Raw genomic sequence first — 16,398 nt, forward strand, 5'->3', positions numbered from 1 at the left:
CTAACAGCTAAAAGCTAATGGCTAATAGCTAACGTGATAATCTTTTTTTATTGTTTTACCGGACCATACTTTCTGCGCCGTCCATTCCGCTGCCGGATCTGCCCAGAAAGGATCTGTAGCAGGTAATCCAAGGGCCAGGAATCCGTTGGTGCAAATGTACAGACTGCCGGTAGAGGTGTAAACGTCTGCTACTTCCGGCTGATGCCCGCAAATACCGAGTTGCAGCCATCCCTGTTTATCGAAGGTACCTTCCATTTCAAAAATGTTTTTCATAATAGCAGTCATCGCACAACGAACCTGCGCCGGCGCAATGCCTTCCGGCAGTTGATGCATCAGTGCCAGTTGAACCAGTGGCTGAAAAGCAGCTGTGCGATAGGTCATAGACCTGCCCAACGCAGGATAAGTACCATCCGGTGCAATCATTCGCTCCTGCAGTTCGGAAAAACGTTGCATCCGTTTCACCGCCTGATCGTAATCTGCTTTAGGTCCTTGTTTCTTATCTACTAATACTTTCAGCATGTCGGTAAACATCGGGTGTATCACATAGCCATTGTAATAATCCAGGGAAAACTGCGGTCCATCGCTGTAAAAGCCATCACCGGCGTACCATTCCTGTATTTTTTTGGTGGCCACCATGGTGCGCAACGGCTCCCATTCTTCCCCGATAGATAACAGGAACGCTTCTACCATCCCCGCAAATAATAACCAGTTGTTGTAAGCAGGGCGGATGCGTCTTAACTCCTTCAGTTCTTTTACCACGTTGGCTTTGGTGGCGTTATCCAGCGGCGCCCATAATGCCTCGGGGGCACGCATAAAGGTCTGACACAAATAGGCAGCATCTACCAGGGGTTGTGCTTCTGTCCGGAAGTTCAGGTAATCCGGTGAAGCCGGATTTACACCGTTCACAATTCCCTGCAATACCTGCTCTCTCATTTGCTTACGCAGCTTTCCTTCTGCGGTTACATCGTCTGGTAATGCCAGCCAGGGCGCTAACCCTGAAATGCAACGGCCGAAGGCTTCCAGGTAAGTCACCTTTTCTACTGCCAAACCATACCCTGGTCCTTTTTCCAAAGGCATGTTTTGCTTTAGTGTACCCTTGCTCATGTTTTCCACTACCGGCCGGGAAATACGTTGCAATAGATTTACGTGATAGGAACGATCCGGTATAGCTGCCGTGGCAGCATTGTTCACTGTTCCTCCGTTCGCAGCGGCAGCCAATGCTTTACCAGGAGCCATCGCTCCTGCAAGACCAGCCAACGGCGCTATTTTGATAAAGTTTCTGCGTTCCACTGTAGAATAACTTTGATGTAGTTAAAATTACTGTTGCTATGACCCAGCTATGGCTAAAGCTCTAATGTAATGCAAACGTTTGCAAAAATCAAGTATTTATTTAAAAAAATGGCAACTCAGCCGGCAGTTTAGGCTTTTATCCCTTACCAGAGTCCGGTTATACAAACGAACCTCCTCCCCCGACTTACCACCGCACTGTTATGCCTTCGGGGATTTACAAAAGACTACCGGCTCATTACAAATTGTATCTTATGTTGCCCTTTCAGCACCTGCTTACGCGCTTTCAGACTGATACGGGTAACATGATCTCCCCATACCGGCAATAAGCGGCCATCTGTTACTTCCTGTCTTTCTGTGATCACCTCAAACAAAGCAGGATCATAGGAGATTGTTAAGTTAGCAGTGGGGCCCTTTAAGATCACCTTGCCCGCCGTATTGGTATCTGCCGGCAAATCGGTCATGAAATGTAATAGAAAGGCTTCCTTCCATTCTTTCAGCTGATACGCTTCATCGAGTTGAAGCGAGGTTTTGGCAGGTGCAAAAGTGAAAGTACGTTTCCAGGACTGCACCATAGCGGTTGCCGGATAAGCAGCCGCTATATCCATGCTTAGCCTGTTATTGGCAAAGTGAACGTCATTTGCCTGGAAACGGCGACCATCTTGTTGTTGCACACCATTAATCGTAGGGCAATTATGCCACTGCGATTGCATAAACCACAGTTTATACCGATCCGCACTGAAAGTTTGTTTGGTATAAGTGCCTACCCCTACATCGATCAATGCTGGCTTTCCATCCATATACAATACAAAGTTGCCTACATCATTGTGATTATGGCTCTCTGCATTATGTCCACCCAAAGCAGCAAAAAATAATCCTTTGGAAGTACCCGCCTGTGAGCGTATGGACACTACCTGCAAATCAGGCAACCAGTTTACAGCGGTATAAGGTGCTGCCGGTTTAGTAGCTAGTAAAGCATCCCGGCATTCCAGGTTATAAATAAAGAAAGCCAGCGAAGGTGCTTTTATGTTCATGCTATCCGGATTATCCAGGCGGGATAAATACGCCGCAAAGTTGATCAGCAAAGGATCCTGGAAAGCAGTACCATATAAATATACAGTATGAGGCGGGGGAATCGTACTCGCCGATGCATCCGCAAAGTTGACAAACCGGCTGCTGTCGACATGCATTTTATAAATATAAGCGCCAATCTGATGAATCAGTTCATTGTTGCTCCAGTTGAGTTTATGCGCAGAAGCATTATTCAATAAGGTGATGAACTCTATCAGCTTTCCCCCTGCATGCCCCCAGTAGGTGGGGCCTTCATCGCAACCGCCATCATCGGGATAACCATTCACGAAATTATCCGCGCTGCGGATCGCTTTTTCGATCAGCTTATTACGTGTATCCGTCTCATTTATACTTAACAAAGCAGTTTGTAATACATTGGTATTAATCCAGATGTTCCAGTTATTCACACTGCGACCGGCCCAGCCCATCCACCAGAAGTCGTTACGTTTCAGGAAGGGTTCCACAACACGGTGCTGCAGTTCATAGGTAATCCGCTTGTTCACCATCGGTGAAATTTTATCCAGCCGATCACGTAAGAGGAATTGCGTCCAGCTAAGCGTAGCCGCAGTTTCTCCTGCCACCAGGTCTACTATGGGTTCTGCAGGATCTGCCAGACCACTTCCCGCCTTTTGTACACCCACATGTGCGGGCAATACCCAGGTACTTTCTTCCAATATCAACCACAAGCCATTTACGATCTGTGGTACATACTTTCCGTTGCCGCCAGCCAGTTCCCCCGCTACCAGGGTCGTTAATACCCTACGGCGTTCAGATTGTACCGTTTCAAAATTTATCCGGTTACCATTATCCCGGTATTCCAGGTACAAAGTAGCAGGTAAGGATGGCCAGTTAAATGCCATGGCTTTATCCGCTTCCTTTATCAGGGTCGCTTTAGCCACCGCCGGCAAGGCCGCCATTTTATCTGCAATGGATTTTAACCGGTCCTGTCTCCACTGTGCCAGGTCTTTGAAGACAGTCTCCCCTCCACCACGCTGGTACTCATTGTACAGGTAGTTCCTGTCTTTTTTTTGCTCCTGTGCCAGGGAGTCGTTTGTAAAGCCGATGCCCGAAAAAAGCAATATTGTACAAACTATTCTTTTGATGTACATATGACAATTAATTTTCAGTAAGATAAAAAACACATGCCACGACTACTAGCCGTGGCATGATCATTTTTCATTGGTTTAGGCTATCATTTTATTTTGCATAATCAGGATTTTGTACCAGGTTACTGTTGAGGTCTATTTCTGCCTGGGGAATAGGCCATAGATTAAACGCATTTACGAAATTAATCTTATCAATCTGTTGCCCTGCAATATTGGTCACCACCAATCCATTCATTAACTGGGTAGCAATGCCCCAGCGACGAATATCTGAATAATAAGTGCCTTCCATTGCAAACTCTATCATGCGCTCGTGACGGATAATATTACTCATTTCTTCCTTCGACTTGCCCGCGGGAATCTCCGGCATCTCTACTCCTTTACGCGCTCTTACTTTATTGATGGCGGCATATACCGTTGCATCCGGCCCTGCTGCTTCATTCTGAGCTTCTGCCAGCATCAGCAATACATCTGCATAACGGAAAATTATGAAATTAAGCGGAGAATCCCCTGCACCAAAACCATCTACTTCCAATACATACTTTCTGGTCAGGTACCCCGTAAAGGTAGCGGCATTATCTAAGCGCAGATTGGCGTAGGGAATACCTTTCCAGGTGGCACCAGGTCTTACTACTGTATAATCCAGTCGCGGATCCCTGTTGTTATACGGATTGGCAGGATCGTAGCCAGAACCCGCGTCTGTAATGGCCTTACCATTTTTCATCTCATAATTATTCACCAGGTTCACAGACGCATACACGTTACTCCAGCCACTGGAAAAAGAACTACGGGTAGAAAGACGTTTATCCAACAAACTACCCTGACCCAATCCCGGCGCCAGGTACTGCACATCAAAAATCACTTCCACATTATTTTCTGCACTGGTGGATACAAACATGTTTTTATAATCAGTGTACAGATCGTACCCTAGTCCGGTGATCGTTTGACAGGTAGCTGCGGCAGCATCATATTGTTTCGCCAGCAGCTGCGCCTTTGCTTTCAGCGTTAAGGCAGCGCCCTGCGTAGCATGACCTACCAGTGCAGCAGCATAACTTTTAGGCAATGAATCAGCAGCAGCACCCGCTTCCTTTATGATGAAGCTAAGCAGATTAGCCCTTGTTTCCTTACCTGGTAAAGGATCTCCCAACTTCAGCGTTTTGGTAACCAATGGTACATCTCCGTAAAAATCTGTCAGCTGATAATAATACAGGGCGCGCAAAAATGTAGCTTCTGCGATCAAACGATGATTAGTAGCCGCATTCATGTTCACACCCGGTAATTTTTCCAGTGCCAGGTTAGCACGGTAAATACCATTGTACAATGCTTTGAACTTATTGGCTACCGAAGTAGTAAAAGGATTCATATTTCCTTTCGCAACAGGACCGAAACCCGTGCCCCCATCATCCCAGATAAAAGCCGAAGGTGTTAAGCCATCGTTGTACACATACAAACCAAAAATATCATTATTCTGCAGATCATTGTATATCGCGGTAACACCGGCATTCGCATCCTTTTCTGTTTGCCAGAAATTGGCATCAGACACTTTATCGGTAGGAGTAACATTCAGAAAATCTTTCTTACAGGCACCCAGCGTTAATAAACTGCATGCATATATAGCTGTTAATATCTTATTCATTTCTTACAGTTTAACGATTAAAAGATTACGTTCACGCCGCCGGTGATCACACGCACATTAGGGTATTGAATACCTGACTGGGTATAATCACTTACTTCCGGATCAAGTCCTTTGAATTTGGTCCAGGTAAAGGCATTCTGTGCATTTACATATACACGGATGCTCTGCAGGGTACTGTTAAACATCCTCTTTGGAAAAGTATAGGACAACTGTATATTTTTCAGGCGAACAAAAGAAGCATCCTGCACCCAGAAGGTATTGGCCTGCGTATTATCCGTGTTGGCAGCAGCTGTTAAACGTGGGATATTCGTATTCGGATTTTCCGGTGTCCAGGCATTCAGGAACTCAGCATTGATCTCCCGGCCGGAGCGGATACCGGTAGTATACCAGTTATCCTGGTAGTAACGGTTTACACCGCCTACCCCCTGGAATAAAAGTGCCAGGTCAAAACCTTTGTAACCTGCATTCAGATTCAGGCCGAAATACCATTTTGGAATGGTGTTACCCATATTCACACGGTCGTTGCCATTTACTATCTTATCTCCATCAATGTCTACAAACTTAAGATCACCTGGTTTGTTTAAACCTGCGGTACGCTGTGCCGCCCAGTTTTTCACTTCAGCATCATTCTGGAAAATACCTGCTGATTGTAAACCATAGAGAGAACCAATAGACCAACCTTCTTTAATCACTGCCGCACCGGCAATTGGACTAAAGGCATTGCCCCGGAATTTTATGACTTTGTTATTGATATTACTAACGTTGCCGGATATACCATAACTGAAATCACCAGCTTTATTATTATAACCCATCGTCAGCTCCCAGCCTTTGTTATCCACAATACTCACATTCTGGAAAGGAGCAGTAAGACCACCATACAAAGAAGACAATGGCAGTGGCACGAGTACATCAGAAGTCCGGCGCTTGAACACATCAAATGTCAGGTTGAAATGATCATGGAAAAGATTCGCATCTATACCCAGATTGGTAGTCGTTGTTTTTTCCCAGGTAATATTCGGATTAGCCATGGTAAGTGGTACTAAACCTGCAGCAATGGTGCCGCCATAGGAATAGTTTTGTCCGGAGGAATACAGGTTCATGAAAGAAAATGACTTAATACGATCATTACCCAATTTACCCCAGGAGGCGCGTACCTTCATATTATTTACCCAGGTTGGCACAACATCTTTAAGAAAAGGTTCTTCTAACAAGCGCCATGCTGCAGAGAACGAAGGATAAGTACCATACTGTAATCCGGAACGGAATTTAGAGGAACCATCTCTGCGGAGATTCGCTTCCAGCAGGTATTTATTCTTATAGTCGTAGTTAACGCGACCGAAATAGGAAATAATGGTATAGAGATCAGAAGTACCGCCTACTTTAGGTTGTTCCAGGCCTGCTCCCAGTTCCCAGGTATTGTTGGTAGGGAAGTTTTGTATGCTGCCGGTAAACAGCGTGCCTTTGACAGACTCCCGGCTGGTACCTGCCAGTACATTGAAATGATGATCAGCGCCAAAATTTTTGGTATAGTTCAGTGTTGCAAAATAGGTCAGGTGCAGGTTGGTGCTATCCAGTTGAGACAGGATGGCTGGTTGTTGATCCAGTTGCTGCGCAATCACATTTTTCTGGAAGTTCCACCTGTTCTGAATAGCGCCGGCATAGGCATAACTTTTCTGTCCCATGTTAAAATAATCCGCAGCACCATTCAACTGGAATTTCAGGCCATCTATGATACTCCATTCGCCGTATACTTTGGCGAAAGTTCTTTGCTGACGGTTAGGGCGGAACCAGGTTTCGATGTATTGTAACGGGTTATCCAGCTGTCCGTTTTCATCATCTGTATTACGACCACCATAGCGGGTTCCGCTGGCATCTGTTACCTTCGGTGTCATGCCAGGTGTAGTACTGGCTGCATATGCCAGGATCGTACCTACATCCTGTGGTTCCTTACGGTCTTTCCAGGTGAGCGCAATGTTGGCACCTACTTTTATTTTCTTACTGATCTCATGATCCGCATTCATACGCACCATATACCTGTCCTGGCTGGTATTTTTCATGATCCCTTCATTATGCAGGTAGTCGAGCGACATATAATAGGTAGTCTTTTCTGACCCACCGGATACAGACACGGTGTGCCCGGTCAGTTGTCCCTGCCCAAACAAAACGCCCATCCAGTCTGTATTGGGATACAGTGTTCTATCGGTGGCATTCTTCCAGGAGTCGATCGTAGCCTGTTTAAATGGCAATGCACTCCCGGGATTATCGGATACGGCTACACGATTCATCAGCTGCATATAGGTAGGGTAATCACTTACCATATCAAATAGTTTGGTGGCTTTTTGTACGCCATAGTAGCCGTTGTATGAAACAGACGTTCTGCCTTTCTTTCCTTTTTTGGTAGTAATGAGTACCACGCCGTTGGAGGCACGGGAGCCATAGATAGCGGCAGCGGAGGCATCTTTCAATACAGAAATGCTTTCCACATCCGCCATGTTTACATCGCTCATGCTACTTTCAATACCATCTACCAGGATGAATGGGTTGGCATCGTTGAGTGTTCCTACGCCCCTCACACGAATGGTGGCATTTTCCCGGCCGGGTTGTCCGGATGCCTGCGAAATGCTTACGCCTGGCGCCATCCCGCTAAGGGCGGTGCTGAGATCCGTTACCGGACGGCTTTGCATGGTTTTGTCGAAGTTCACGCTGGTTACAGCGCCCGAGAGGTTGACTTTCTTTTGCACACCATAGCCTACTACCACGGTTTCGTTCAAGCTGGTAGCGCTGGCATCGAGTTTTATTTTTAAGTCAGTTTGTTTATTAACAGGTATTTCTTTTTTATCATATCCGATGAAGCTAAGCACCAGTGTGTCTTGTTCTGATGCGTTCAAATGGAATATGCCATCGGGACCTGTTACAGTACCGGTAGCGGTATGTTTTATGCCTACGGTTACGCCGGGAATAATAGCGCCCTGTACATCTTTAACAGTTCCCTTGATTGATTTTTTTTCCTGGGCAATTGCAGTCTGTACTACGCACATCCCCCATATGCATAGTGAAGCCCCTAGCAGTTTTTTCATAAACGTGTGTTTAATGTAAACGTTTGCATTAAATTGGATAAATTATTCGGATCCTGTTCACCGATTGACTCATTGTTCACTCCTGTCTCTCTAAATTGGAATTTGCTCTTATTTTGGTCTTAAATTAATATAACTAATTTATAATTATCTATTTATCTATTTTTCATTGTTGGAAAATTGCTCACTTTAAGGCCTTATTTCTGCCTGTTAAAATCAAATTTATTGAATAAATCGAATAATACAAACGTTTGCATAAATATTTTTAGAATTGATATATGCCGATAAAACGGTTTGCCTATTCCGGCTAATAGCGATTTAACAATTTATAATTCATTCCTAACATGCTACCACCCGAGATTTCAGCTGTTTTGTCAAATAGTCAAAATGTTATCATGGATTAACATTTTAGTATCATCAGCCCGAGCGCATATTTACTACTTTAGCTGTCATGAACGCTTACTTACAAATTCATCCTGACGATAATGTGCTGGTAGCCCTACAGGATATACCAGCGGGAACCGATATATCATTTAACGGACATAACATTCAACTTCAGCAAAATATTTCTGCGAAACATAAATTTCTGATTTCAGATATACAGGAAGGCGACCCTATTACCATGTACGGCGTACTGGTGGGTAAAGCCAACAAAACCATTTTGCAGGGAGAAAGTATTACAACAGAAAATGTAGTGCATGATGCCAACGCATTTCATGAAAAAGACAGCTCCCAGGAATGGCAGGCGCCCGATGTAAGCAAATGGAAAGATCGCACCTTTATGGGCTACCAGCGTACAGATGGACAGGTAGGAACCCGTAACTACTGGCTGGTGATTCCACTGGTATTCTGTGAAAACAGGAATGTGAGTGTGATCAAAACTGCTTTTGAAAAAGGACTGGGTTTTTCTCCCGCTGAAGTATATAATGAGCAGGTAACTGACCTGGTATCTCTTTACAAAAGCGGTAACCTGGAAGCCATCAAAAACTACGAAGCAGGTGCCCTAACGGAAACGAGCAAACGAAATGTAGTATTCCCTAATATAGATGGTATTAAGTTCCTCACCCACGAAGGTGGTTGCGGTGGCACGCGCCAGGATTCAGACGCACTTTGTGCATTACTGGCCGGCTACATCCATCACTCCAATGTGGCAGGTGCAACCATCCTGAGCCTCGGCTGTCAGCATGCACAGGTATCCATTCTCCAGGAATCATTAAAGAAACTTAACCCGGACTTCAACAAACCGGTACTGGTATACGAACAACAGAAGAGCGCTTCTGAATTTGCCATGCTGTCTGCCGCCATCAAGGATACTTTCCTGGCGCTGGTGGAAGTCAACAAACAAACCCGTCAACCCAGCCCACTCTCCAAACTGGTGATAGGTTTGGAATGTGGCGGTTCTGATGGTTTCTCCGGCATTTCTGCCAACCCGGCGGTAGGACATACCTCCGACCTACTGGTAGCATTGGGTGGTACTTCCATCCTCTCTGAATTTCCGGAACTCTGCGGTGTGGAACAGGAACTCATTAACCGTTGCCAGACAGAAGAAACTTCTGATAAATTTATCCGCATCATGCGTGCGTATGAAAGTCAGGCCCAGTCTGTTGGTTCAGGTTTCTACATGAACCCTTCCCCGGGAAATATTAAAGACGGTCTCATTACCGATGCGATTAAGTCTGCCGGAGCAGCTAAAAAAGGCGGCACCTCTCCCGTAACAGATGTCCTGGATTACACAGAATATGTGACCAAACCAGGACTAAACCTGTTATGCACACCTGGTAATGACGTAGAATCTACCTCTGCGGAAGTAGGTTCCGGTGCTAACGTAGTACTGTTTACCACAGGTCTGGGTACCCCTACCGGTAACCCTATTGCGCCTGTTTTGAAACTGGCTACCAATACCAAACTGGCTACCCGCATGAAAGATATTATCGACATCAACACCGGTACTATTATCAGCGGAGAACACAGTATTGCTGATATGGGAGAAGAAATTCTGGAATATGTTATCAAAACTGCCAGCGGTGAGGTACATACAAAAGCAGAACAACTGAATCAGGACGACTTCATTCCATGGAAGAGAGGCGTTTCCCTGTAGGATATTAACAAGAATAATTTTTGATACTCATAAGAATAAAAACAAACGTCCGGACATCTGCCCGGACGTTTTCTATTTATAAAATGCTACAGTTAATCAATCTAATTGTACTCTCTCCATTTTAGGCGCAAATAAATGCATCACGCCCCAGGCGATCAGGTAAGCCACTGCGCATATGGAAAAAAGAATGTTATAGCCAATACCGATATTACCAATCAATTTATAATGATTCAGCATGGTACCTATCACCATTGGAAATAAAGTACCACCAATAGATCCGGCCATACCGCCAATACCCACAACAGAACTGACAGCACGTTTAGGGAACATATCGGAAGCTGTAGTGAAAATAGTGGCGGACCAGGCCTGATGCGCTGCCGTTGCTAAACTGATCAACGCAATGGCCAGCCATACATTATTGGAATACTGTATGAGCACAATCGGTACCACACAAAGCGCAAAAATCAGCATAGACACTTTACGCGCTTTGAAAACCGGCCATCCGCTTTTGATAAGATGAGAAGATAACCACCCGCCACCGATGCTACCGAAGCTGGTAATTGAATAAATGATAATGATAGGTAGTCCCAGACTGGATTTCATGTTCACATGAAAAATAGATTCCAGGTACCCGGGCAACCAGAACAGGAAAAACCACCACACAGGATCGGTCAGTAATTTACCAAACACAAAAGCCCAGGTTTGTCTGATTCCCAGCAACTTGATCCATTTTACCGGCTTAGGTTTTTCTTCTTCTACTTCCTGGTCAGAATGAATATGATCATATTCTGCTTTTGATAATTTCTTGTGACGGCTGGGAATTTCATACAGAAACCACCAAAATATCAGCCAGATAAAACCAATGGCACCAGTCCACACAAACGCATTTCTCCAGCCATGATTGTTCGCCAGCCAGTATACCATCAGGGGGCCTACTACTGCGGCAATATTGGACCCTGAATTAAAGATTCCCGTTGCAAATGCCCGCTCTTTCTTGGGAAACCATTCTGCCGTGGCTTTAATAGCCGCCGGAAAGTTACCCGCCTCACTGATTCCCAATACAGATCTTACCACCCCAAAACCTAATGTAGTACGCACCAGGCCATGCGCCATCGCCGACAAACTCCATACTACCACAGAAACAGTATATCCCAGTTTGGAACCAATCTTATCTACCAGTGCACCAAAGAAAAGCAAGCCTACGGCATAAGAGGCAGAAAATGCCATCACCAGGTTACTGTAATCTTTCTCTGACCAGCCAAATTCGGTAGATAAATCGGTTTTCAGTAACCCCAATATCTGTCTGTCTATGTAGTTAATGGTCGTGGCTACAAATAAAAGCGCGCATACCCGCCAGCGATACTTACCTAAAGTTGTGGAATTCATTCTAATTGGAATTTATAGAGTGCAAAAGTTACTTCATAGCTTTGAGAAATGCAAACGTTTGCACTATTTTATCTTTCAACCCGCGCCAGTCCTTACTTTCAATCAGAGATTTAGATAATAAATTGGAACCCATTCCCACACAAACCACCCCTGCATCAAACCAGCTGTCCATGCTTACCTGGGTTGGTTCTACCCCACCGGTTGGCATAAATTTCACCTGCGGGAATAAAGGTTTGATCGCCCTTACATAACCCGGTCCCAGCACATTACCAGGGAACAGCTTCACCAGCTTTGCCCCGTTTTTTTCCGCCACGGAAATTTCTGTAGGCGTCATTGCGCCGGGAATCCAGCAAATATTTTCAGATTGGCAGTAAACAGCTGTTTCCGGATCAGTCACCGGGCAAACGATAAAGTCCGCACCCATACCAGCATACACCGCCGCATCTCCTGCATTTTTAATCGTACCGATACCCAGGTACAGATCAGGCATAGTTGCCAGCTTCTTATCCCGGAGGATAGCGAAATTTTTACGGGCATTTTCTCCCCTGCTGGTAAACTCAAATACCCGCAAACCGCCGTCATAACACGCCTGTAGCACTGCCAGGCAGACGTCTGCATCTTCGTGGTAAAAAACAGGAATAATCCCGGTTTGCTCAAACGCAGCAATAATTACATCAGGACTTGGTGCCATATACTATATCAGTTTTATAATGTCTTCAGCGGAAGTGGTATTAAAATCTCCCTTCACAAAAAATTTGGAATAAGCGGCAGCCGCAGCGTAGGAAATGATCTGCTGATCATCCAGTCCCTGTAACTGTGCATGTATCAGCCCGGCCATAAAACAATCCCCGCTGCCTACTCTGTCTACCACATCGTGGGTATCGTATTCGCGTGAAATGCTGATCTGTCCGTTATTGTAATAAAAAGCGTAATAGCGGTTATGCGTGGGCGCATCACTGAAACGGAAGGTAAATGCTACCCGTTTGCAACGCGTAAACCTTTCCGTTATTTCAGCGGCCACCAGCTCTGCCTGTTGCAGGTACACCGCCTTGGTATCAGCTTCCAGCGCAGTGGCATCTAATGTGGTATCCAGCATGTTGTTGGCTGCCCAGATATTTCCCATGACTACATCACAGTACTGTACCAGCTCCGGCATAATATCTACCGGCTTCTTTCCATACTGCCATAACTTACTGCGGTAATTCAAATCCGTAGATATCGTCATTCCCTTACGGGTAGCTGCCTGCAGCACTTCCTTGCAAATCTCTGCCGCATCGGGATTCAATGCAGGCGTAATGGCACTCCAGTGAAACCATTCGGCATCGCCAAGCAAGGCGTCCCAATCCACTGTCCCCGGAACAATCCGGCTAAAGGCCGACCATGCCCGGTCGTATACAACTTCTGCATGCTTCAGATCACTCCCCTGCGCGAGGTAATAGATACCGATGCGCTCACCGCCCCATAATACCCTGTCGGTATGAATACCGCGGTTGCTCAGCTGCTGCAGCACGTCTTTAGACAATCCATTTTCAGGCACCCTGCTGATGTAGGCTACTTCCGTGCCCCAGTTGGCCAGCGCCGCTGCCACATTAGCTTCTGCACCACCCACGTAAATAGCAGCAGTGTTTTGTGCCAGCTCAGGTGACAGACGCAATAATATCTCTCCGAATGTGATAACTTTTACCGGCTTCATTAGAATCCAAAATATGCTTTTGCGTTATAGTAACAAATGTCCTGTACCATTTTTCCCAACCAGGCCGGATCATTTGGCAACTCACCCTGCTCCATATCTTTCCCGATCAGGTTGCACAAAATACGGCGAAAATATTCATGTCGGGAATAAGATAGAAAACTTCTGGAATCTGTTAACATCCCCACAAAACGACTGAGTAACCCCATGTTACTCAAAACATTCATCTGTTTCTCCATTCCATCTTTCTGATCCAGGAACCACCAACCGGAACCATATTGTATCTTACCGGGTATAGTACCGTCCTGGAAATTACCTGCCATGGTAGCAAATACCTCGTTATAGGAAGGGTTCAGGTTATATACAACCGTCTTTGCCAGCTTATCTTTCTTATCCAGCGCGTCAAAAAAAGCACTCATGGCTTCTGCCACGTTCCAGTCGCCAATAGAATCCACACCCGCATCAGCACCTATGCGTTGCAGCAAACGGGAATTATTGTTACGGATAGCGCCCACATGAAACTGTTGTGTCCAGGCTCTCTCCTGGTTCCAACCGCAAACAGCCAGCAATACAGCCGTTTTAAACTGGGCATTTTCATGCGGCGTGGCCGCCGTATGGTGACGGGCATTATTAAAAATAGTGTCCAGCTCTTTGTCGCTCGCGGGCGTAAAATAAAAAGTGCTTAACCCATGATCACTCAGGCGGCAACCTGCTTCATGGAAATAAGTGTGGCGACTTTGCAGGGCTGCCAACAGATCATCAAAACGGTTGATGTCTTTATGCAACACCTCCGACAACTTATCCACGAAATTGTTGAACATCTCAGGATTGTCTACCGCCATCGCCCTGTCGGGGCGGAAAGTAGGCAGCACGCGGGTGCCAAAAGGTTTATTCGCAATTGTCCGGTGATGCTCCAGCGAATCTGCCGGATCATCCGTAGTGCATAGCACATCCACTTTATAGTGCTGCAATAGTGTTTGTGTAGATAATCCCGGTAACTGCGCATTACAATCACGGTATATTCTTTCAGCGGTCTTTTCACTCAGCAGATCGGTGATGCCGAATGGATTTTTCAATTCCATGTGCGACCAGTGATACAGCGGATTACGCATGGTGTATGGTGCAGTGGCTGCCCAGTGGCGGAATTTGGTATAGTCATCCGCCGTTCCGGTGATGAATTCTTCCGCTACTCCGTTGGCACGCATGGCACGCCATTTATAATGATCACCCTTCAACCAGATAGCATACAGGTTCTCAAATGTTTTGTTGCTGGCTATTTCATCTGGGGGCAGGTGATTGTGATAATCAATTACCGGCATGGAAGCGGCGTAATCAAAATATAATCGTTTAGCCGTTTCCGTTTGTAATAAAAAATCTTCGGATAAAAACTCCTTCATAACGAATGACTATTTTTTTTGAAGCTGCGATTGAATAAATACTTTCACTCCTTCATTTTTAAGCGACGCTAAAATAGCTGCTACTTCCGCTGCAAATCCCGGAATAGCGGTGAGATCGGTTTCCCATAAACGTTGATCGCGGCAAATACCAGCCACCATCGCAGGAATATCTGTATGATCGCGCCACCATGCAGCAAAGATGGGCGCATTATCATCTGTAATAACATATTCTTCCTGGCCTCTGTTACCAAAGTACTTGCCATTCTCTTCTCTTGCCGGCCGCAGAAACAGCAGCATGGCAGCAAATCCAAGGCACAGATGCGGCGGCAGCGCATGATACTTTTCCTGGTAGCGAATCAGTGTGCGCACATTGCGTGCGTTCATCTTGGAACTTTCCTGGAAAGTAATACTGATGAGTTTATGCGCAATAAACGGGTTGGCGAAACGATCCAGTACATCTGTGGCAAACGCGGTAGCAGTGGGACAACTATCTGCAATGGTAGGCAGTATTTCCTCCAGCACCACTGACCGGAAAAAATGACTCATATATTCGTCCTGCATGCACTCGTATACCGTATTCAATCCCGACAGGAAAGCCAGTGGTACTGCTGCGGTATGACTGCCGTTCAGTAACCGGAGCTTCTGTTCGCGGAATGGCGTAATACTGTCGGCAATGAGCATTCTGTCATCTCCCTTATAAAAAGATAATACCTCCCGGATATGTTCTCCTCCCTCAATTGCCCATAAGAGATAGGGCTCTACTTCTATCCATAACTGATCAATATAACCGGCTTTAGTGGCTATTTCCGTCAGGTTGCGGGGTTTGCCCGGCACGATGCGGTCCACCAGTGAATTACAAAAATAATTATCCGCATGAATCCAGTCGGTAAATGCAGCGGGCATTTCATTGTAGGCAGCCAGTTGCAATACAATGTCCTTCAATAAGCGGCCATTATCCACTACCAGCTCTGTTGGTACAATCACAAAACCCGTATTGGCGCTTCCTTTAAAGTAAGAAAAACGTTCCCATAGTACCGCCAGTAATTTACCCGGATAGGAAGATGGAACACCCGTAGTTACTTTTTCCGGTACGTACTGAATCCCTACTTCCGTGGTGTTGGAAATGATCGTCTGCAAAGCGGGTTGATGCACAGCTTCCAAAATCTCCTGCCAGTTTGCATTCGATTGCAAAACACGGCTAATTGCTGCGTTAATAAGCACCTGATCTACCAGTTCTCCCTGGGAAACACCTTTGATATGGGTGGTATACAGACTATCCTGGCTGGAAAATTCTGAGGTATCGCCATCGGTAGATTTTACCACAACAATGCGTCCTTGGTAGATCCCCTGCCTGTTGGCGTTATCTACCAGGTAGTCTACCAATCCGCGCAAAAGCACGCCGGTACCAAATTGAAGGATCTTTTCCGGGAAGGAGAAAGTTTTTTCATGAACGCCGGAATCATGCTTTTTTAATATAAGTTCTTTATTTAATAAAGGTAGCATCACGTGTATTTTATACTAAAAGGTTGCTAAAACTAATAAATATATAATTCACAATTAACAATTTATAGTGTTTCGGGAAATAAACGCTATAAAGAGGAGAAAATGCTATCAATGATATAATCAGAATCAATCCGCTCATTGTCAGGATCAATA

10 protein-coding genes are annotated in these 16,398 nt (G+C 45.6%); 1 reads left to right on the forward strand and 9 read right to left on the reverse strand.

Annotated features, from left to right (window positions below; translation table 11 throughout):
* Window positions 1-21: 21 nt before the first annotated feature.
* From AC1DCV_RS09235 to AC1DCV_RS09250, 4 genes are all read right to left on the reverse strand, one after another.
* A complete protein-coding gene (locus tag AC1DCV_RS09235; RefSeq protein WP_477022938.1) occupies window positions 22-1,290 on the reverse strand; it encodes a DUF2264 domain-containing protein in 1,269 nt (422 codons plus the stop codon).
* Between the two features lie 224 nt (window positions 1,291-1,514).
* Window positions 1,515-3,467, reverse strand: coding sequence for a heparinase II/III domain-containing protein (locus AC1DCV_RS09240; protein WP_477022939.1), 1,953 nt, complete (start codon window positions 3,465-3,467; stop codon window positions 1,515-1,517).
* Between the two features lie 88 nt (window positions 3,468-3,555).
* A complete protein-coding gene (locus tag AC1DCV_RS09245) occupies window positions 3,556-5,097 on the reverse strand; it encodes a RagB/SusD family nutrient uptake outer membrane protein (protein ID WP_477022940.1) in 1,542 nt (513 codons plus the stop codon).
* A gap of 17 nt (window positions 5,098-5,114) precedes the next feature.
* Window positions 5,115-8,174, reverse strand: a complete 3,060-nt coding sequence (locus tag AC1DCV_RS09250; protein ID WP_477022941.1) for a SusC/RagA family TonB-linked outer membrane protein — start codon at window positions 8,172-8,174, stop codon at window positions 5,115-5,117.
* Window positions 8,175-8,622: 448 nt separating this feature from the next.
* Between AC1DCV_RS09250 and AC1DCV_RS09255 the strand changes: the two genes are divergently transcribed.
* Window positions 8,623-10,269, forward strand: a complete 1,647-nt coding sequence (locus AC1DCV_RS09255) for a UxaA family hydrolase (protein ID WP_477022942.1) — start codon at window positions 8,623-8,625, stop codon at window positions 10,267-10,269.
* A gap of 96 nt (window positions 10,270-10,365) precedes the next feature.
* On the opposite strand, the gene AC1DCV_RS09260 is transcribed toward AC1DCV_RS09255, so the two are convergent.
* The 5 genes from AC1DCV_RS09260 to AC1DCV_RS09280 are packed head-to-tail and all read right to left on the reverse strand — an operon-like array spanning window position 10,366 to window position 16,245.
* Complete coding sequence (locus AC1DCV_RS09260; protein ID WP_477022943.1) at window positions 10,366-11,655, reverse strand: MFS transporter; 1,290 nt, start codon at window positions 11,653-11,655, stop codon at window positions 10,366-10,368.
* Window positions 11,656-11,683: 28 nt separating this feature from the next.
* Complete coding sequence (locus tag AC1DCV_RS09265; RefSeq protein WP_477022944.1) at window positions 11,684-12,346, reverse strand: beta/alpha barrel domain-containing protein; 663 nt, start codon at window positions 12,344-12,346, stop codon at window positions 11,684-11,686.
* A gap of 3 nt (window positions 12,347-12,349) precedes the next feature.
* Complete coding sequence (locus AC1DCV_RS09270) at window positions 12,350-13,348, reverse strand: PfkB family carbohydrate kinase (RefSeq protein WP_477022945.1); 999 nt, start codon at window positions 13,346-13,348, stop codon at window positions 12,350-12,352.
* Window positions 13,348-14,742 (reverse strand): glucuronate isomerase, encoded by a 1,395-nt coding sequence (uxaC, locus tag AC1DCV_RS09275; protein ID WP_477022946.1) that lies wholly within the window; start codon window positions 14,740-14,742, stop codon window positions 13,348-13,350. The genes AC1DCV_RS09270 and uxaC overlap by 1 nt, the downstream gene beginning before the upstream one ends.
* A 9-nt stretch (window positions 14,743-14,751) precedes the next feature.
* Window positions 14,752-16,245, reverse strand: a complete 1,494-nt coding sequence (locus tag AC1DCV_RS09280; RefSeq protein WP_477022947.1) for a tagaturonate reductase — start codon at window positions 16,243-16,245, stop codon at window positions 14,752-14,754.
* Between the last annotated feature and the right edge of the window lie 153 nt (window positions 16,246-16,398).

It is taken from the genome of Chitinophaga sp. 10T418, from assembly GCF_056394125.1.